13 protein-coding genes are annotated in these 17,994 nt (G+C 69.4%); 5 read left to right on the top strand and 8 right to left on the bottom strand.

Annotated elements, in window-relative coordinates; all coding sequences use genetic code 11:
- Positions 1 to 45 precede the first annotated feature (45 nt).
- The gene (locus tag PGN23_RS11740; RefSeq protein ID WP_335303074.1) at positions 46 to 1,524 is read left to right on the top strand and encodes a glucan biosynthesis protein; all 1,479 of its coding nucleotides are present in this window, start codon (positions 46 to 48) and stop codon (positions 1,522 to 1,524) included.
- A gap of 5 nt (positions 1,525 to 1,529) precedes the next feature.
- Entirely contained in the window at positions 1,530 to 3,335 is a 1,806-nt protein-coding gene (gene mdoH, locus PGN23_RS11735) for a glucans biosynthesis glucosyltransferase MdoH (RefSeq protein WP_335303073.1), read from the top strand.
- A 55-nt stretch (positions 3,336 to 3,390) separates the two neighbouring features.
- Here mdoH and PGN23_RS11730 read toward each other — a convergent pair whose 3' ends face one another.
- The 3 genes from PGN23_RS11730 to PGN23_RS11720 all read right to left on the bottom strand — a co-directional run bounded on the left by PGN23_RS11730 (position 3,391) and on the right by PGN23_RS11720 (position 5,670).
- Positions 3,391 to 3,627: a hypothetical protein gene (locus tag PGN23_RS11730; RefSeq protein WP_335303071.1), complete on the bottom strand. Its 237-nt coding sequence runs from the start codon at positions 3,625 to 3,627 to the stop codon at positions 3,391 to 3,393.
- 185 nt (positions 3,628 to 3,812) lie between these two features.
- Positions 3,813 to 5,408 carry an isocitrate lyase gene (locus tag PGN23_RS11725; protein ID WP_335303070.1) on the bottom strand — a complete coding sequence of 532 codons (1,596 nt, stop codon included), beginning with the start codon at positions 5,406 to 5,408 and terminating at the stop codon, positions 3,813 to 3,815.
- Positions 5,409 to 5,514: 106 nt separating this feature from the next.
- Positions 5,515 to 5,670: a hypothetical protein gene (locus tag PGN23_RS11720; RefSeq protein ID WP_335298761.1), complete on the bottom strand. Its 156-nt coding sequence runs from the start codon at positions 5,668 to 5,670 to the stop codon at positions 5,515 to 5,517.
- Between the two features lie 173 nt (positions 5,671 to 5,843).
- On the opposite strand from PGN23_RS11720, the gene PGN23_RS11715 reads away from it, so the two are divergent.
- Positions 5,844 to 7,241: a helix-turn-helix domain-containing protein gene (locus PGN23_RS11715; RefSeq protein ID WP_335303068.1), complete on the top strand. Its 1,398-nt coding sequence runs from the start codon at positions 5,844 to 5,846 to the stop codon at positions 7,239 to 7,241.
- A gap of 100 nt (positions 7,242 to 7,341) precedes the next feature.
- On the opposite strand, the gene PGN23_RS11710 is transcribed toward PGN23_RS11715, so the two are convergent.
- On the bottom strand, positions 7,342 to 8,325 hold the full coding sequence (locus PGN23_RS11710; RefSeq protein WP_335303066.1) for an SDR family oxidoreductase: 984 nt from the start codon (positions 8,323 to 8,325) through the stop codon (positions 7,342 to 7,344).
- A 60-nt stretch (positions 8,326 to 8,385) separates the two neighbouring features.
- Positions 8,386 to 10,422 carry an NAD(+) synthase gene (locus tag PGN23_RS11705; protein WP_335303065.1) on the bottom strand — a complete coding sequence of 679 codons (2,037 nt, stop codon included), beginning with the start codon at positions 10,420 to 10,422 and terminating at the stop codon, positions 8,386 to 8,388.
- Between the two features lie 74 nt (positions 10,423 to 10,496).
- On the opposite strand from PGN23_RS11705, the gene PGN23_RS11700 reads away from it, so the two are divergent.
- On the top strand, positions 10,497 to 13,376 hold the full coding sequence (locus PGN23_RS11700) for a PAS domain S-box protein (RefSeq protein ID WP_335303064.1): 2,880 nt from the start codon (positions 10,497 to 10,499) through the stop codon (positions 13,374 to 13,376).
- A 24-nt stretch (positions 13,377 to 13,400) separates the two neighbouring features.
- Here the strand turns inward: PGN23_RS11700 and PGN23_RS11695 are convergent, their stop codons facing one another.
- The 3 genes from PGN23_RS11695 to PGN23_RS11685 are packed head-to-tail and all read right to left on the bottom strand — an operon-like array spanning position 13,401 to position 16,621.
- On the bottom strand, positions 13,401 to 15,023 hold the full coding sequence (locus PGN23_RS11695) for a choline dehydrogenase (RefSeq protein ID WP_335303063.1): 1,623 nt from the start codon (positions 15,021 to 15,023) through the stop codon (positions 13,401 to 13,403).
- Between the two features lie 57 nt (positions 15,024 to 15,080).
- Positions 15,081 to 16,040: an NADPH:quinone oxidoreductase family protein gene (locus PGN23_RS11690; protein ID WP_335303062.1), complete on the bottom strand. Its 960-nt coding sequence runs from the start codon at positions 16,038 to 16,040 to the stop codon at positions 15,081 to 15,083.
- On the bottom strand, positions 16,037 to 16,621 hold the full coding sequence (locus PGN23_RS11685) for a TetR/AcrR family transcriptional regulator (RefSeq protein ID WP_335303061.1): 585 nt from the start codon (positions 16,619 to 16,621) through the stop codon (positions 16,037 to 16,039). The genes PGN23_RS11690 and PGN23_RS11685 overlap by 4 nt, the downstream gene beginning before the upstream one ends.
- An 87-nt stretch (positions 16,622 to 16,708) precedes the next feature.
- Here PGN23_RS11685 and PGN23_RS11680 point away from each other — a divergent pair, with 87 nt between their 5' ends.
- Positions 16,709 to 17,968 (top strand): acetyl-CoA C-acetyltransferase, encoded by a 1,260-nt coding sequence (locus tag PGN23_RS11680; protein ID WP_335303060.1) that lies wholly within the window; start codon positions 16,709 to 16,711, stop codon positions 17,966 to 17,968.
- The last annotated feature ends 26 nt before the right edge of the window (positions 17,969 to 17,994 follow it).

Raw genomic sequence — 17,994 nt, 5'->3', positions numbered from 1 at the left:
GATTTTGCAACGCAACATTGCGGCGTCTAGCCGGTTGGCATGCCCATGCCATTGATCGACCGACGCAGCCTGATGATCGCCGGCGGCGCGCTGACCGCGCTTCCCTTCGCCGCGCGTGCCGCTCCCGGGGCGGGGACGCCCTTCTCGTGGAACATCGTTCAGCAACGCGCCGCCGCGCTGGCCCGCCAGCCGTATCGCCCCCCGACCCCCGTGGCCGCGGCGGCGGCCATCGATTTCGATGCGGTCGGTGCGATCCGCTTCCGCCCCGATCGTACGCTGGCGGGCGGCATCCGGCTGTTCCCGCTGGGAAATGGCGCGACCTTGCCGGTCGCGATCAACATCGTGGAGGGTGGCCGCGCGCGGGCGGTCGCGTTCTCGCCCGACCTGTTCGAGGCCAAGGCATCCGTTCCGCCGGGCTTTGCGGGGTTCCGCATCATGGAAGCGGGACGCGAGAGCGACTGGCTCGCCTTCCTGGGCGCCACCTACTTCCGCGCGGCGGGGTCGCAGGACCAATACGGCCTGTCCGCGCGCGCCGTCGCGATCGATACCGGGCTGGACGGGCGGGAGCAGTTTCCGCGCTTCACCGAATTCTGGATCGAGCCCACGGGCACGCGCCACGTCATCTACGCCCTGCTCGACGGGGAGAGCGTAACGGGCGCATGCCGGTTCACGTCGACGCATGACGGGGGCGTGATGCAGGACGTGTCGGTGGTGCTCCACCTGCGCCGCGACATCGCGCGGCTGGGCATCGCGCCGGCGACCAGCATGTTCTGGTATGACGATCGCGCCCAGCGCGGTGCGACCGACTGGCGTCCGGAAATCCACGACTCCGACGGCTTGGCGATATGGACCGCCGGGGGCGAGCGACTGTGGCGACCGCTGCGCAATCCAGCGCGTCCCACGACCGACAGTTTCGACGCGACGGACGTGCGCGGCTTCGGATTGATCCAGCGCGACCGGGCGTTCGATCATTATCAGGACGACGGCGCCTTCTACGACCGCCGCCCCGACCTGTGGGTCGAACCGCGCGGAACATGGGGCGCGGGGGAGATCATGCTGTACGCCTTTCCGACCACAAGCGAGACGGTGGACAATGTCGCGGCCTTCTGGGTGCCCGCGGCGCCGGCACGGGCCGGGCAGCGGCTTCAATTCGACTATCGTCTGCGCTGGACGTCGCAGGATCCGAGCGCCGATCGGGGCGCGCGGGTGGTCGACGCGCGGGTCGGCGACGCCGGGCGTCCGGGCGCCGCGGCGGTGGCCGGTGCGCGCAAGCTGGTGGTGGATTATCAGGGCGACGGTCTGATCGGCCTGACGCGCGACAGCGGGGTCGTCGCCGACCTGTCGATAGCGCACGGGCGTCTGCTGGCGAGTGCCGCCTATCCCGTCGTCGGGCAGCGCGACCGCTGGCGCGTCACGGCGGATATCGCGCCCGACCCGAATGCGACCGCCGACGTACGATTGTTCCTTCGCCGCGGCGCTGCGGCATTGGGGGAAACCCTGCTGTTCCCGCTCGACCTGACGTGACGGACATGATCCGCGATCTGCCGCCCGAGGCGCCGCTGGCGATGCCGGTGCAGCGCTTCGACGGACCGCCGCCGCCGCAAAGCGCCCCGTCGGGGCCGGTCGAGCGCGTCGGATCGGCGAACGACATGCTGGCGCGGCGTATCCTGCTGGTGCTGCTGACCGGCGTCGTGGCGCTGGCGGCATCCACCGCGCTGAAGGAGGCGGTGCTGGCGGACGGGCTGGGGGTGATGGACGTCGTCCTGTTGACGACCTTCTTCCCGCTGTTCGCGCTGATCGCGTTCGGGTTCATCAACACCGCCATCGGCTATATCCTGCTCGCGACCGGGCTGCATCCCGGCTTCACGCCGGTTCCGCAATGGTCCGACCCGCTGGAGGGGCGCACCGCGATCCTGATGCCGGTGCACAACGAGGATATCGTCGCGGTCTGCCAGCGGCTGGGGCATATGGCGCGCGCGCTAGCGGCGGCGGGGGCCGCGCCGGCGTTCGACCTCTTCATCCTGAGCGACTCCGCGCCCGAGCGTGAGGCGGAGGAGCGCGCGGCGTGGCGGGCACTGGCCGGGCGGCTCGACGGCGCGGTCTATTACCGGCGGCGCGAGCGCAACATCGGGCGCAAGCCGGGCAATATCGCGGAGTGGCTGCGCCGGTTCGGCGCCGCCTACGACTATATGCTGATGCTCGATGCGGATAGCCTGATGGGCGGGCGGACGATCATCGGCATGGCGCAGATCCTCGACCGCCGCGCGGATGTCGCGCTGCTCCAGACCGTGCCGCAGGTCATCGGCGCCCATACCCTGTTCCAGCGATGGATGCAGTTTTCCAGCCGCGTCTACGGCCCCGCCTCGACCGCCGGGCTGGTGTGGTGGTCGGGATCGGAGGCGACCTTCTGGGGCCACAATGCGCTGATCCGCGTGGCGGCGTTCGCGCAGAGCTGCGGGCTGCCGGAACTGCCGGGCAAGCCGCCGTTCGGGGGCACCATCATGAGCCACGACGTGCTGGAGGCGGCATTGCTGCGGCGGCGCGGCTGGCGCGTCCATATGGTGATGGCGGACGACACGTTCGAGGAATATCCCCCGACGCTGATCGATGCGGCGGTGCGCGACCGGCGCTGGGCGCAGGGCAATCTCCAGCATCTGGGATTGCTCCATGCCTCCGGCTTCCACTGGATCAACCGCCTGCAATTGCTGCTGGGTGCAGCGGGCTATCTGGCGTCGCCGCTGTGGCTGCTGCTGATCGCGGTCAGCGTGGCGCTGGCGGTGCGCGGGGACGAAGGGCTGCTGGCGGCCGACGCGTCGGGCACCGTGCTGGGGGTGACGCTGGCGCTGCTGTTCGGGCCGAAGCTGATGGGGGTGTTACACGTCATCGGCGATCCGGACCGCCGCGCCGCGCTGGGGGGGAAGCGGGCGATCCTGCGGTCGGTCGCGGTCGATGTGCCGCTGTCGATGCTGGCCGCACCTGCGATCGCGCTGACGCAGACGATCGAGCTGATCGGGATCGCGCGGCAGCGACGCGCGGAATGGCATCCGCAGAACCGCAGCAGCGACGGGCTGACGCTCGGCGAGATCATGCCGCGGTACCGCTGGCACGTCGGGGCGGGGCTGGTGCTGCTGGCGCTGTCGCCGTGGATGCCGATGGCGGCGGCGTGGCTGGCGCCGATCACGATCGGGTGGCTGGCCTCGCCGTTCGTGGTGCGCTGGACCGCGAGCGAGGCGGCGGGGCGATGGGCGGGCCATCGCCGTGTGTTCGTAACCGACGAGGGCGCGCGCGACCTGCAACCGGCGCCGGGCGCGGTGGCGGAGCCGAAGGTCGGGTAGAAGAGAAAAGGGAAGGGGAGGATGGCTCTCCTTCCCCTTCCCCGGTCAGCAAGACTTAGTTGCTGTCCGAATCGTCGGCGATGATGACGATGCCGGCGACCACGGCGGCAGCCGCCAGGACCGCGACCAGCAGGCCACCACCGGCCAGCTCGTTCTTCTTGGCCGACGACGTCGACGCGCGCGCCGACTTCGCGACCGACAGGCTGGCGGCGGGGTTCGCCGGAGCGGCCATCGCCGGAGCGGCGGCCATCGTGGCGGCCGCAGCGGCGACCAGGTACGTACCGAACTTCATATGCACTCTCCCTGACAGGAGAGATGGCTGTTCCATGAACGTGCGCGTCGCGCAATGCCTGGACCGCCAAACTGGTGCGATCATGCGACGTCCGGCGAGAAATCTGCCGGTGTCACATATCAGACACAAAATGGCGCCCGCGAAACCCAAGTCCCGCGGGCGCCCTGCATTCGAGTTTAGTCGGTTCAGGCGGCGAACTGGTTCATCGTATTGTGAGCGCCACCCGCCTTCAGCGCGGCCTCACCGGCGAAATATTCCTTGTGATCGTCGCCGATATCGCTGCCCGACATGTTCTGATGCTTCACGCAGGCGATGCCCTGGCGGATTTCCTGACGCTGCACGCCCTTCACATAGCCCAGCATCCCGGCCTCGCCGAAATACTCCTTGGCGAGATTGTCGGTCGACAGCGCGGCGGTGTGATAGGTCGGCAGCGTGATGAGGTGGTGGAAGATGCCGGCGCGTGCCGCTGCGTCCTTCTGGAAGGTGCGGATCTTCTCGTCCGCTTCCTGCGCCAGCTCGGACGCGTCATAGTCCACGCTCATCAGGCGGGCACGATCATAGGCGCTGACGTCGCGACCGGCCTCGCTCCAGGCATCGAACACCTGCTGGCGGAAGTTGAGCGTCCAGTTGAAGCTGGGCGAGTTGTTGTAGACCAGCTTGGCGTTCGGGACCACTTCGCGGATGCGGTCGACCATGCCGGCGATCTGCTCGATATGCGGCTTCTCCGTCTCGATCCACAGCAGGTCGGCGCCGTTCTGAAGCGAGGTGATGCAGTCGAGCACGCAGCGGTCGGCCCCGGTGCCTTCGCGGAACTGGAACAGGTTGCTGGCCAGCCGCTTCGGGCGGACCAGCTTGCCGTCACGCTCGATCACGACATCGCCGCGCAGGGTCGACAGGTCGGTCACCTCCTCGCAATCCAGAAAGGCGTTATACTGGTCGCCGATGTCGCCCTTTTCCTTGGAATAGGCGATCTGCTTGGTCAGCCCGGCGCCCAGCGAGTCGGTTCGCGTCACGATGATGCCGTCGTCGACGCCCAGCTCCAGGAAGGCGTAGCGGCAGGCGCGGACCTTCGCGAGGAAGTCCTCGTGCGGGACGGTCACCTTGCCGTCCTGGTGGCCGCACTGCTTCTCGTCGGACACCTGGTTTTCGATCTGGAGCGCGCAGGCGCCCGCCTCGATCATCTTCTTCGCCAGCAGGTACGTCGCCTCGGCGTTGCCGAATCCGGCGTCGATGTCGGCGATGATCGGCACGACGTGCGTCTCGTAATTGTCGATCGCATGGATCAGGCGCTGCGCCTCGACTTCGTTGCCCGCGTCGCGCGCCTTGTCCAGCTCGCGGAACATCATGCCCAGTTCGCGCGCATCGGCCTGCTTCAGGAAGGTGTAGAGCTCCTCGATCAGCGCGGGAACGCTGGTCTTCTCGTGCATCGACTGGTCGGGCAGCGGGCCGAAGTCGGACCGCAGCGCGGCGACCATCCAGCCGGAGAGATAGAGGTAGCGCCCCTTCGTGCTGCCGAAATGCTTCTTGATGCTGATGAGCTTCTGCTGCCCGATGAAGCCGTGCCAGCAGCCCAGCGACTGGGTGTAGTTGGCGGGATCGGCGTCATAGGCGGCCATGTCGCGGCGCATGATCGCGGCGGTGTACCTGGCGATGTCGAGCCCGGTGTTGAAGCGGTTCTGCAACCGCATCCGCGCCACCGACTCCGCGTCGATCCCGTCCCACGTGCCGTTGAAGCTGGAGATCAGCTGCGCGGTGGAGGCGATGTTGTCCTGATAGGTCACGGGCGGGATCCTTCGTGTTCTGTGAGATGCGGCGGGTGTCGGAAATGACCGCCGACGCAGGCGAACCTGCATCGGCGGACACCTTTCCTCCCCAGGAACTGGTGCGTCAGCCAAGCCGGCCGAGGCGGTGATAGAGGTTCGAGAACTTCGACGAGCGCGGATCGTCGGCAATCTGGCGGACGTAGTGCGCGACGGCTTCCTTCATCAGCCCGAAGTCCTCGGTGGAGAAGACGGCGCGGCTGCGTTGCGGTTCGGTGGTCATGATGGTCTCTCCTTTCGAGGCGACGGCCGGTCATGGTCGGGCGTCGCCGGATGCCAGTGTGATAATCCACGAATCGCGTGCCGACTAACCGGCATCGTTCAAGTTTCGTGTCGCACGGTCGGCCTCAATGCGGTAAATGGAGGTCGTTTTGTAAATCCATTTACAGGTGAGGAATGGCGCGGGAGAAGCTGCTGGCGGGACATGCGGTCAAGCGGCTACGGCGGCGCAGCGGACTGACGCAGGCGGCGATGGCCGAGGCGCTGGGGGTGTCGGCGAGCTATCTGAACCTGATCGAGCGCAACCAGCGCGCGCTGCCCGCGGGGCTGCTGGTGCAGCTGGCGGAGCGGTTCGACTTCGATCCGCGCGCGCTGACCGCGGGCGAGCCGGGGGGCGGAGCGGAGGCGATCCGGCGGCGACTGGGCGATCCGATGTTCGCCGACCTGGAGGTCGACCGCGCCGAGGTGGAGGAATGGCTCGCCGCGGCGCCCGGCGGCGCGGAGGCGTTCGCACGCGCGTTCGATCGCGTGGGCGGCGTCGGGCCCGTGGCGGCGGCGGCCGACGATACCGGCGGCACCGTGCGCCGCGAGATCGAGCGGTGGCGCAATCATTTCCCCGATCTGGATGCGGCGGCGGAGGGCTTGTCGGACGAACTGCGGCTCGTCGCGGCCGACCTGTACGGCGCGCTGGTCGAGCGGCTGCGGGTCAAGCACGGCTTGGCGATCCGGGTGCTGCCGGTCGAGGTGATGCCGGACCTGCTCCGCCGCCTCGACTTGCATGCGCGCCAGTTGCAGTTGAGCGAGCGGCTGGACGCGTCGTCGCGGACCTTCGCGCTGGCGGTACAGCTGGCGCAGCTGGAGGCGCGCGCCGAGATCGAGGCGCTGGCGCGCGGTGCGGGCTTTGCCGATCGTGCGGCGGAGCGACTGTTCCGTCGACACCTGGCGGGCTATTTCGCGGCGGCGCTGATGATGCCCTATGCCCGCTTTTTACGCGCGGGCGAGGCGACGGGATACGATCTCGACATCCTGCAGCGGCGATTCGGGGCGGGATACGAGCAGGTGGCGCACCGGCTGACGACGTTGCAGCGGGTGGGCGCGCGGGGGCTGCCCTTCTTCATGATCCGCATCGACCGGGCAGGCCAGTCGTCGAAGCGTTACGCCGGGGCGAGCCAGTCGGTGCTCGTCGAGGCGGAGGGGCGCTGCCCGCTGTGGCGGCTGCATCACGCCTTCGACCGTCCCGGTGCGACCGTGACGCAACTGGTCGAGATGGAGGACGCCACGCGCTGGTTCACGCTTGCCCGGACGGTGGCGGCGCAGGGCGGCAGCATCGGGGCGGGGGCGTCAGCGGTAACGGCGGAGTTCGCGATCGGGCTGGGCGTCGCGGCGGCGCAGGCGGTGACGCTGACGGCGGCGCGGGGGGTGGATGTCGCGGGCGCCGCGACGCCGATCGGAACGGGGTGCCGGACCTGCTATCGCGCGGAATGCCCGCAACGCTCGGCCGCGCCGGCGGGGCGCGCGCTGCTGGTCAACGAGCGGGAGCGCGGCGTGTCCGCCTGGGGGTTCGCGGGGGATTGAGGTCGCGTCACCCCGGCGGGCGAGCCGGGGTGACGGGCGCCGCTACGTCGCTGCGAAGACGGAAAGGCTATGGTGTTTGAGTTGAGTTAATCCGATCTGATCACGGATTGCCCTTGCCGCCATGCGCGCCGACCGCCGTCCCGGTCGAGAAGCTGCTGCCATCCTCCGCCAGCATGACGTAGAGCGGCGCCAGCTCGGCGGGTTGCCCCGCGCGCCCCAGCGGCGTTTCCTGTCCGAACTCGCCCATCTTGCCGGGCAGCTGCCCGCCCGCCACCTGCAGCGGCGTCCAGATCGGGCCGGGGGCGACCATGTTGACGCGGATGCCCTTCTTCGCGAGCTGTTTCGCCAATCCCTTGGTGAAGATCAGGATCGCACCCTTCGTACTGGCATAATCCAGCAATTCCTCGCCGGGGTCGTAGCTGTTGACCGAGCCGGTGTTGATGATGACCGCGCCGGGCGGCATCGACGGGATCGCCGCCTTGCTGATGCGGAAGGTGGCGAAGATGTTGGTTTCGAAGGTGCGGACGAATTGCTCGTCGCTGATGTCGGCGATGCTTTCCTTGCTCTGCTGGTAGGCGGCGTTGTTGACCAGCAGGTCCAGCCCGCCGAGCGCGCGCACGGCGTCCGCCACCAGCGTCTCGCACGCCTTCTGGGTGCGAATGTCGGCCGGGAGCAGGACGGCCCTGCGCCCGGCCTGCTCGATCAGCGCCTTCACCTCGCGCGCGTCGGGTTCCTCGGTCGGGTAATAGTTGATCGCGACGTCCGCGCCCTCCCGCGCGAAGGCGATGGCGGCGGCACGACCGATCCCGGAATCGCCGCCGGTGACCAGCGCCTTGCGACCCGCGAGCCGCCCGGAGCCGCGATAGCTGGTCTCGCCGCAGTCGGGGCGCGGCGTCATCTTCGACTGTAGCGCGGGCCATGGCTGACGCTGTTCGGGAAAGGGCTGGCTGGTGTATTTGCGGCGCGGATCGGTCAGTTTTGGCGCGGCGTCCTGCGCCGCCGCGCTGCCACCGATCGCGGCGGCGCCCGCCGCCATCGCCGCACCGCCCAACACCGTGCGGCGCGTGGTTCCTTTGTCGCTCATGTCGCTGTTCTCCCGAGGGTATCGCCCGAACGGGCGAGCGCGACGGAGGTTCAGCGGCGTCTACGGTCCATTGACGGCGAGTTCCGCCAGCCAGGCCGCGGCGGTGCCGTCGGAGGGGGCGCGCCAGTCGCCACGCGGCGACAGCGCCCCGCCGGCCGATACCTTCGGTCCATTGGGGATCGCGGACCGCTTGAACTGGCTGGTCTGGAAGAAGCGGATCAGGAACCGCTCCAGCCACATCCGGATCGTCTCCAGATCATAGGCAGTGCGCGCCGCATCGGGATAGCCGATCGGCCAGCGCCCGGCGTCGGCATCGCGCCACGCATGCCACGCCAGAAACAGGATCTTCGACGGCGCCAGCCCGTGACGGATGACATAATGGGCGAAGAAGTCGTTGAGTGCATAGGGACCGATCCTGCTCTCGGTGCTCTGCATCTCCTCGCCGGGCACCAGCTCGGGCGATATCTCCTGGTTCAGGATGGCGCCCAGCACCGCGTCGGTGTCGGCGTCATATTGTTCGGTGGCGATGCACCAGCGGATCAGGAACTGGATCAGCGTCTTGGGCACGCCCGCGTTGACGGCGTAATGGCTCATCTGGTCGCCGACGCCATAGGTGCACCAGCCCAGCGCCAGCTCGCTCAGATCGCCGGTGCCGACCACGAGCCCCTCGCGCTGGTTGGCGATGCGGAAGAGATAGTCGGTGCGCAGCCCGGCCTGCACGTTCTCGAAGGTGACGTCGTAGACCGGCTCGCCGCGGCCGTAGGGATGGCCCATGTCCTTCAGCATCGTGGTCGCGGCGGGGCGGATGTCGATCTCCTCCGCTGTGATGCCGAGCGCGTTCATCAGCCTCCAGGCATTGGCGCGCGTCCCCTCGCTGGTCGCGAAACCGGGCATGGTGATGCCCAGGATATCCGCGCGCGGACGACCGAGCCGGTCGAGCGCCTTGGCCGCCACGATCATGGCGTGCGTACTGTCCAGCCCCCCCGACACGCCGATCACCAGTCGCTTCGCGTTCGCCGCGACCAGCCGCTTGGCGATCCCCTCCACCTGGATGTTGAACGCCTCGTAGCAATCCTCGTCCAGCTTTTCGGGGGTGTTGGGGACGAACGGGAAGCGGCGGATTTCGCGCTCCATGCCGGTGTCGTCGGTGCGGGGCGCGTGATCGAAGGCGATGCGGCGGAAGCGCGTTTCGGGATGGCCCGCCGCCACGGCGGCGTCGTTGAAGGTGCCGTTGCGCAGCCGTTCCTGCACCAGCCGCCCGACATCCACGTCGGCGACGACCAGTTCGGCGCGATGCGAGAAGCGGCTGGATTGTGCCAGCAACTCGCCCAGTTCGTGGATCGTGCCCTGTCCGTCCCAGGCGAGGTCGGTGGTGCTCTCCCCCGGGCCGGCGGCGGAATAGACATAGGCGCAGGCGGCACGGGCGGACTGCGCGGCGGACAGCATCATCCGCTCGCGCGACTTCCCGATCACGACGTTCGACGCCGACAGATTGGCGCAGACGAGCGCACCCGCCAGCGCGCCCATGGTGGAGGGCGGGGTGGGGGCCCAGTAATCCTCGCAGATTTCGGCATGGACGACGAAGTGCGGCAGGTCGCGCGCGGCAAAGAGCAGGTCGGTGCCGAACGGCACCTCTACCCCGCCGAGCGCGATGGTCAGCCCCGTCAGGCCGGTGCCGGGCGCGAACCAGCGCTTCTCGTAATATTCGCGGTAATTGGGCAGGAACGTCTTGGGCACGACACCCAGCACGTGGCCCCGGGCGACGGCGACCGCGCAATTGTAGAGCCGGCCGTTGCGTTCCAAGGCAGCGCCGAGGAGCAGGAGCGGGCGGAGCGTCTCGCTGCCCGCGCGGACCGCTTCGACCGCGTCCAGCGTCGCCCGCTGAAGCGCGGATTGCAGATGCAGGTCGTCGATCGCATAGGAACTGAGGTTCAGCTCGGGAAAGACGACGAGGTCGACGCCGCGCGTATCGGCCTCCTTCGCCAGCGCGATCGCCTCCGCGGCGTTGCGCGCCGGATCGCCGACGGTGGCGACCGGGGTGGCGGCCGCGACGCGGATCATGCCGTGATGATGGATCGAGCGGAACGGGGAGGTCATAATGCGGGAAATACCTGTGCGGCGGGGATTTTGCCACCTTCGCGCAACCCGTTGATCGCGCTAGGCTGACGTCCATGACACAACCGCTCGCCAGCGCCGACGATCCGCTCGCGTTCCTGCGCCACGGCGGGGAGATGGGGCGGTTGATCGCCGCTTACGACTGGACGATGTCGCCGCTGGGGCCGATCGATGGCTGGCCCGCAGCCTTACGCCACACGGTCGCGCTGATGCTGCCCACGCGGGCGGAGATCGTGCTGTTCTGGGGCCCGGACCACGTCGCGCTCTATAACGATGCCTATGCGCCGACGATCGGGGACAAGCATCCGCGCGCGATGGGCCGCCCCGCGCGCGAGGGCTGGGCGGAATTGTGGGACGATCTGGGGCCGCTGCTGGAGGGGGTGCGCACCACCGGCCGGACGTTCGCCGCGCGCGATCGCCCTTTCTATATCGAGCGCGCGGGGTCCGGCGAGGAGGTATATTTCGATATCTCCTATTCGGCCGTGCCGCTGGCCTCGGGCGAGATCGGCGGGGTGCTGTGCATCGTGTCGGAGACGACGCAGCGCGTGCGCGCCGCGCGTGCCGTGGCGGAGGACAGTCAGCGGCTGCACCGCATGTTCGATCAGGCGCCCGGATTCGTCGCGGTGCTGCGCCAGCCCGGGCACGTCGTGGAGATGGCGAACGCGGCCTTTCGCACGCTGATCGGTGATCGTGACGTCACCGGGCGCGCGATCGCGGAGGTGATGCCGGAGCTGGAGGCGCAGGGGTTCGTGGACCGGCTGGACCAGGTCGTCGCCACCGGATCGCCGTACAGCGGGGTGGACGTGCCGGTCCGGTTGATCGACCCGGCGACCGGGCGCGAGGACGAACGGCGGCTGGACTTCATCTATCAGCCGATCGCCGATGCGACGGGTGCGATCACCGCGGTCTTCGTCCAGGGCAACGACCAGACCGAGCGGCATCGTGCGGAAACCGCGCTGGCGATCAGCCGCGACTCGCTGGAACTCGCGACCGAGGTGGGCGGGATCGGCACCTGGGACTGCGACCTGACGACGGGAGTCTTCGCAGGCTCCGCGCGGCTGTGGGAGATGTACGATGTCCCGCCGCCGTCCAGACGGACGATCGGGGCGTTCCTGCGCCGCGTCCACCCCGACGATCGCGCCGCGGTGACGGCTGCGTTCCAGGCCGCGATCGATCCCGCCCGCCGCGCGATCTACGACGTCGAGTATCGCGTCGACGCCGACCTGGGCGCGCCGCGCTGGATCGCGGTCAAGGGTCGCGGCATCTTCGAGGGCGAGCGATGCGTCCGCGCGATCGGCACCGCGATCGACATCACCGTGCGCCGCCGCGAGGCGGAGGCGATGCGCGAGAGCGAGCGGCGCTTCCGCACGCTCGCCGATGGCCTGCCGGCGCTGGTGTGGACCACCGACGCCCACGGCGCGATCCTGTTCGCCAGCCAGGGCTTCCAGCTGCTGTTCGGCATCCCCCCGGCGCGCGTGATGGCGGAAGGGTTCACGCCGCTGATCCGCGCCGACGTGCGCGACTCGGCGCGCGCCTTCTACGCCAGCTGGTTCACCGATCCGCGCGCGCGCAGCGGCGACTACAAGCTGACCGGGATCGACGGCCGCGAGCGCTGGATGTTCAGCGTCGTCCAGCCGCGGTTCGAACAGGACGTGTTCGTCGGCTACGTCGGCTGCGCGATCGACGTGACCGAGCGGCATCTGGCAGGCGCCGCGCTGGAGGCGCGCGTGGCGGAGCGTACCGCAGAGCTGACGCGCCAGATCGCCGAGCGCGAGCGGATGGAGGAGACGCTGCACCAGATGCAGCGGCTCGAGGCGGTCGGGCAGCTGACCTCCGGCGTGGCGCACGATTTCAACAACCTGCTCACCGTCGTCCTCGGCAACGTCGAGATGCTGACGCGCGCCGCGGCGGCGGGGCCGCTCGACGCGCGCTCGCTGGAACGGCTGGCGCATGTCCGCACGGCGGCGGAGCGTGGTGCGACGCTGACCGCGCAATTGCTCGCCTTCTCCCGCCGCCAGCGGTTGCAGGCGAAGGTCGTCGACCTGAACGAGACGATCGGCGGGCTGGTCCCGCTGATGGCGAGCACGCTGGGGCGGTCGATCGCGATCGAGACGCGGCTGACCCGGCAATTGTGGCCGGCGATGGTCGATCCGACGCAGATCGAGCTGATCCTGCTGAACCTGGCGATCAATGCGCGCGATGCGATGCCCGGGGGCGGCACGCTGACCGTGGCGAGCGGCAACGTGACCCTGGGCACGCCGCGGCGCGTCGAGGAACCGTGCAGCGGCGACTATGTCAGCGTCGCGGTGAGCGATACCGGCACGGGCATGAGCGAGGCGGTGCTGGCGCGCGCGTTCGAGCCGTTCTTCACCACCAAGGAGGTCGGCAAGGGATCGGGGCTGGGGCTGGCGCAGGTCTACGGCTTCGCCAAGCAATCCGGGGGAGGGGTGCGGATCGACACCGCGGAAGGGCAGGGGACCACGGTGACCGTCTATCTGCCGCGTGCGCAGGCCGGCGTGCGCGCCGTCGATGCCGTGGATCGCGGCGCGAATGAAGGCGCATCGATCGCGGGGCGCGCGATCCTGGTCCTGGATGACGAGGATGCGGTGCGGGACATCACCGCCGGCATCCTGCGCGAGGCGGGATGCCGCGTGGTCGAGGCGGCGAGCGGGCAGGCGGCGCTGGAGGCTTTGGCGGCGGAGCCGGGGATCGACGCGGTGGTGGCCGACGTCGCCATGCCGCAGATGAGCGGCGTCGAGTTCGCACAGCGCGCGGCGGCGCTGCGACCGGCGCTGCCGGTCCTGTTCGTCACCGGCTATGCCGATCTGGCCGCGATCGCGCATGTCCCGGAGGAGGAGATCGTGCGCAAGCCGTTCACCCGCGCCGATCTGCTCGCGCGGGTGCGCCGGATGCTGGAGGGCGGCGACGCCGGCTGAACGCCGCGCGCCCTCCCGCGTGGGTCATGCGGCCATTGCGGCCTTCGACCCCGCGCCGCGGATCATGTCCGCCGCCTTTTCCGCGATCATGATCGTGGGCGCGTTGGTGTTCGATCCCACCAGCGTGGGCATGACCGAGGCGTCGACGACCCGCAGCCCCTCGATCCCGCGCACCCGCAGCTGTCCGTCGACGACCGCGCGCTGGTCGCCGTCGGCCCCCATCCGACACGTGCCGACCGGATGATAGATCGTCTCGGCGGCGGCGCGGACCCAGGCGTCGATCTCGTCATCGGTACGCACCGACGCGCCGGGGAACAGCTCGTCCTGCCGGTACGGGTCGAGCGCGGCCTGGCTGGCCACGTCGCGCCCGATCTTCACGCACTCGCGCATGACGCGGCGGTCCTCCGGCGCGGCGAGATAATTGGCGTAGATCAGCGGATCGGCGAGCGGGTCCGCCGAGGCGGCCATGATCCGCCCGCGGCTTTCGGGACGCAGCTGGCACAGGTGGAGCGAGAAGCCGTCCTGATCGACGCGCTGCTTGCCGTGGTCGCGCATCATCGCCAGCACGCCGTGGATCTGGACGTCCGGCCGCGACAGCCCCTCGCGCGAGCGGACGAATGCGCCCGATTCGAGGAATTGCTGGCGCCCCAGCCCCTGCCCGCGCAACAGATAGTTGAGCCCGGTCTTCAGCTGCGCCAGCCCGCGCGTCGCGGAAAAGGCGGTGACGAGCCCGCGGGTCGACCAGTTCATGATGACGTCGAGGTGATCCTGCAGATTCTCGCCCACGCCGGGCAGCGCGTGGACCGTCTCGATCCCCGCGGCGCGCAGCCGCTCGGGGTCGCCGATCCCGGACAGCTGGAGCAGGTGCGGGCTCTGCACCGCGCCCGCGCTAAGGATCGCCTCGCCCGCGACCTCGACGCGCTCCCGCGTCCTGCCGCGCAGATACTCGACCGCGACCGCGCGCCCGCGCTCGACCACGACGCGCGCGGTGCGGGCATCGGTGACGACGGTCAGGTTGCGGCGCCCCAGTACCGGGCGGAGATATGCCGCAGCGGTCGACCAGCGCTGACCGTTGGAGATCGTCAGGTCGTAGCGGCCGAACCCCTCCTGCGATGCGCCGTTGAAGTCGGTCGTGACGGGGTAGCCGGCCTGCTGGCCCGCCTGGATCAGTGCGTCATGGAACGGGCTGTCGCTCTCCCCGCCGGAAATGGACAGCGGGCCGGCGGCGCCGTGCAGCCCGTCGCATTCGCCGCGGTGATGCCCCTCCAGCCGGTGGAAGTAGGGCAGGACGTCGTCCCAGGCCCAGCCGCCCAGTCCCATCTGGCGCCACTCGTCGTAATCCTGCGGATGGCCGCGGGTGTAGATCATGCCGTTGATCGAGGACGATCCGCCCAGCCCCTTGCCGCGCGGCCACCACAGCCGGCGACCGTCCATGTGCGGTTCCGGCTCGGTCCAGAAGCCCCAATTGTGCTTGTTCTTCGACTTGATGAGGTTGCCGACCCCGGCCGGCATCCGCACCAGCAGTTCCTTGTTGGCGCCGCCCGCCTCCAGCAGGCAGACGCGCGCCGCGGGATCCTCGCTCAGCCGCGCGGCCAGCACGCAGCCCGCGGAGCCGCCACCGATGATGACGTAATCGTAACCGGACATCGACCTCTCCTTGATGGCCCATCCCCGCTCTCTGGCCGGCGGGGCAGGGCAGAACCGCTATGGCACCAGCACCAGCTTGCCGACCATCTCGCTCCGCTCCATCGCCAGCAGCGCCTCGCGCCAACGGCACAGCGGATATTCGGCATGGACGCGCGGGCGGATGCGCCCCTCTTCGGCAAGCGCCCAGATCGCCGCCTGGTTCTCGCGCCCCCGCTCGGGGAATTGCCGGCCATATTCGCCGGCGCGAACGCCGATGACCGAAAAACCCTTGATGAGCGGCATGTTGGTGGACACCGTTGCGATCCGGCCGGAGGTGAAGCCGACGACCAGCAGCCGCCCGCCGAACGCGATCGAGCGCACCGATTCGTCGAAGACGTCGCCGCCGACCGGATCGTAGATCACGTCCGCGCCGCCCCCGGTAAGCTCCTTGACACGTTCGCGAAAACCGGGCGCCGGGCAGGTGGCGTCGACGCCATATCCGTCCGCGACGATCGCCAGCTTCTCCGCCGAGCGCGAGGTGGCGATGACGCGCGCGCCGAGCGCCTTCGCCAGATCGACCGCCGCGAGGCCCACGCCGCCGGTCGCGCCGTGGACGACGACCCACTCGCCCGGCTCGACCTTGCCCAGCCGGACCAGCGCGACATAGGCGGTCAGATACGCCGCGCCGACCCCCGCCGCCTCGGCGAATGACAGGTGATCGGGCTTGGGGCGCACCGCGCCGGCGTCGACCGCGACCACCTCCGCCAACCCGCCGGTGCGCGTGCCGGCGACCACCGCGGTGCCGGGGGCGAAGCCGTCGCCGGCGATCACCTCGCCCGCGACCTCCAGTCCGGGCACGAAAGGGAGCGGCGGCTTGAGCTGATATTCGCCGCGGGTCATCAGCAGGTCGGGATAGTTGAGCGCCGCGGCGCGCACCCGGATCGTCACCTGCCCGGGACGTGCGACCGGCTCGGGGATGTCGATCAGGGCCGTGCCCGACAGATCGGGCGAGAGCGCGGAGACGACGACCGCCTTCACGACGACGACGCCGGCCGCGCGCAGACGATGTCGAGCAGGCGATCGAACAATTGCGCCATATCGAGGTGCGGGGCGTGCACCTTGCTGAGCCCCAGGGTGATGAGGCCATAGGCGCGCACCTCGGCATCGTCACGCTCGAACCCCGCAGCGGTCAGGCATCTGGCGAGGAAATCGAGCATCATCGCATCATGCTGCTCCACCGCATGCCGCGCCCGCGGATCGCTCTCCGCCCAGGCGCGCATCGCGATCGCGATCCGTGACGAGCCGCGGCGTCGCACGGTCTGCCCCAGCAGGCGGATGCGGTCGATCGGGTCGTCGGTCGCGCGCTCCAGCGCCTCGATCAGCGCGGCAAGCTGCGCACCCGCGAAATAGCGCGCCAGCTGCCCCTGATAGGCGTCGAAGTCCGCGAAATGATGGTAGAAACTGCCGGTCGACACGCGCAGCTCCTCGGCCAGCGGGCGCAGCTTCAGCGCGCGCAGTCCGCCCCGCCGCAACAGTGACTGCCCCGCCTCCAGCCAGTCGCGCGGCGTGAGGTCCGTTCCCCGTGGCGACGGGGCAACCGGCGGCGAAACGCTTGACATCCCATCGACCATAACGAAGGTTATGCCGGAATTCGGCGGCGGTAAAGGGCCGTCGACATCGGTTCGGGAACGTCGGAGAGGATCGTCATGGGTGAGGCCTATATCATCGACGCGGTGCGGACGCCGCGCGGTATCGGAAAGCAGGGCAAGGGTGCGCTGGCGGACATGCATCCGCAGCATCTGGCCGCGACCGTGCTGAAGGCGATCAAGGAGCGCAACAATCTCAATACCGAGGAGGTGGACGACATCATCTGGTCGACCTCCACCCAGCGCGGCAAGCAGGGCGGCGACCTGGGCCGGATGGCGGCGCTGGACGCGGGCTACGACGTCAAGGCCTCGGGCACGACGCTGGACCGCTTCTGCGGCGGCGGCATCACCGCGGTGAACTTCGCTGCGGCGCAGATCATGAGCGGGATGGAAGACCTGGTCATCGCCGGCGGCACCGAGATGATGAGCCTGACCGCCGCCATGGCGCAGGAGGATATGGAAAGCGGCAAGCCGATGCTCGGCATGGGATCGGGCAACGAGCGGCTGAACGCGTCGCATCCGCAGAGCCATCAGGGCATCTGCGGCGACGCGATCGCCAGCATGGAGGGGATCAGCCGCGAGGATCTGGACGCGCTGGGGCTGGAGAGCCAGCGCAAGGCCGATATCGCGATCCGGGAAGGCCGCTTCCGGAAGTCGATCGTGCCGGTGGTCGACGATGCGGGCAACACCGTGCTCGACCGCGACGAATATCCGCGCCCGCAGACGACCGCCGAGGGACTGGCCGCGCTGAAGCCCAGCTTCGCCGCGATGGCGGACATGCCCTACAACAAGAAGGGCGACACGTTCCGCAAGCAGATCAATGCGAAATACCCCGATCTGGAGATCCGGCATTTCCACCATGCCGGCAATTCGTCGGGCGTCGTCGACGGCGCGGCGGCGGTGCTGCTGGCGTCGAAGGACTATGCCGAGAAGCACGGGCTGAAGCCGCGCGCGCGCATCGTCGCGACCGCGAACGTCGGCGACGACCCCACGCTGATGCTCAACGCCCCGGTGCCGGCGGCGAAGAAGGTGCTGGCGAAGGCAGGTCTCTCGGTCGACGACATCGACCTGTGGGAGATCAACGAGGCGTTCGCCGTGGTGGCGGAGAAGTTCATCCGCGACCTCGACCTCGATCGCGAGAAGGTGAACGTCAACGGCGGATCGATCGCGCTCGGCCATCCGATCGGTGCGACCGGCGCGATCCTGATCGGCACCGTGGTCGACGAGCTGGAGCGCCAGAACAAGCGCTACGGCCTGGTCACGATGTGCGCCGCCGGCGGGATGGCGCCGGCGATCATCGTCGAGCGCATCCAGGCCTGAACGAACGAACGGAAGGGGTCGCGCGG

It is taken from the genome of Sphingomonas adhaesiva, assembly GCF_036946125.1.
Classification (GTDB): Bacteria; Pseudomonadota; Alphaproteobacteria; order Sphingomonadales; family Sphingomonadaceae; genus Sphingomonas; species Sphingomonas adhaesiva_A.
Note: the sequence above shows the minus strand (reverse complement) of the source record. Positions and strands in the feature narration are given on the sequence as shown.

Coding starts and splice junctions, on each gene's coding strand:
- PGN23_RS11740 (WP_335303074.1), top strand. CDS start 46: ATGCCATTGATCGACCGACGCAGCCTGATGATCGCCGGCGGCGCGCTG.
- mdoH (WP_335303073.1), top strand. CDS start 1,530: ATGATCCGCGATCTGCCGCCCGAGGCGCCGCTGGCGATGCCGGTGCAG.
- PGN23_RS11730 (WP_335303071.1), bottom strand. CDS start 3,627: ATGAAGTTCGGTACGTACCTGGTCGCCGCTGCGGCCGCCACGATGGCC.
- PGN23_RS11720 (WP_335298761.1), bottom strand. CDS start 5,670: ATGACCACCGAACCGCAACGCAGCCGCGCCGTCTTCTCCACCGAGGAC.
- PGN23_RS11715 (WP_335303068.1), top strand. CDS start 5,844: ATGGCGCGGGAGAAGCTGCTGGCGGGACATGCGGTCAAGCGGCTACGG.
- PGN23_RS11710 (WP_335303066.1), bottom strand. CDS start 8,325: ATGAGCGACAAAGGAACCACGCGCCGCACGGTGTTGGGCGGTGCGGCG.
- PGN23_RS11705 (WP_335303065.1), bottom strand. CDS start 10,422: ATGACCTCCCCGTTCCGCTCGATCCATCATCACGGCATGATCCGCGTC.
- PGN23_RS11700 (WP_335303064.1), top strand. CDS start 10,497: ATGACACAACCGCTCGCCAGCGCCGACGATCCGCTCGCGTTCCTGCGC.
- PGN23_RS11695 (WP_335303063.1), bottom strand. CDS start 15,023: ATGTCCGGTTACGATTACGTCATCATCGGTGGCGGCTCCGCGGGCTGC.
- PGN23_RS11685 (WP_335303061.1), bottom strand. CDS start 16,621: ATGTCAAGCGTTTCGCCGCCGGTTGCCCCGTCGCCACGGGGAACGGAC.
- PGN23_RS11680 (WP_335303060.1), top strand. CDS start 16,709: ATGGGTGAGGCCTATATCATCGACGCGGTGCGGACGCCGCGCGGTATC.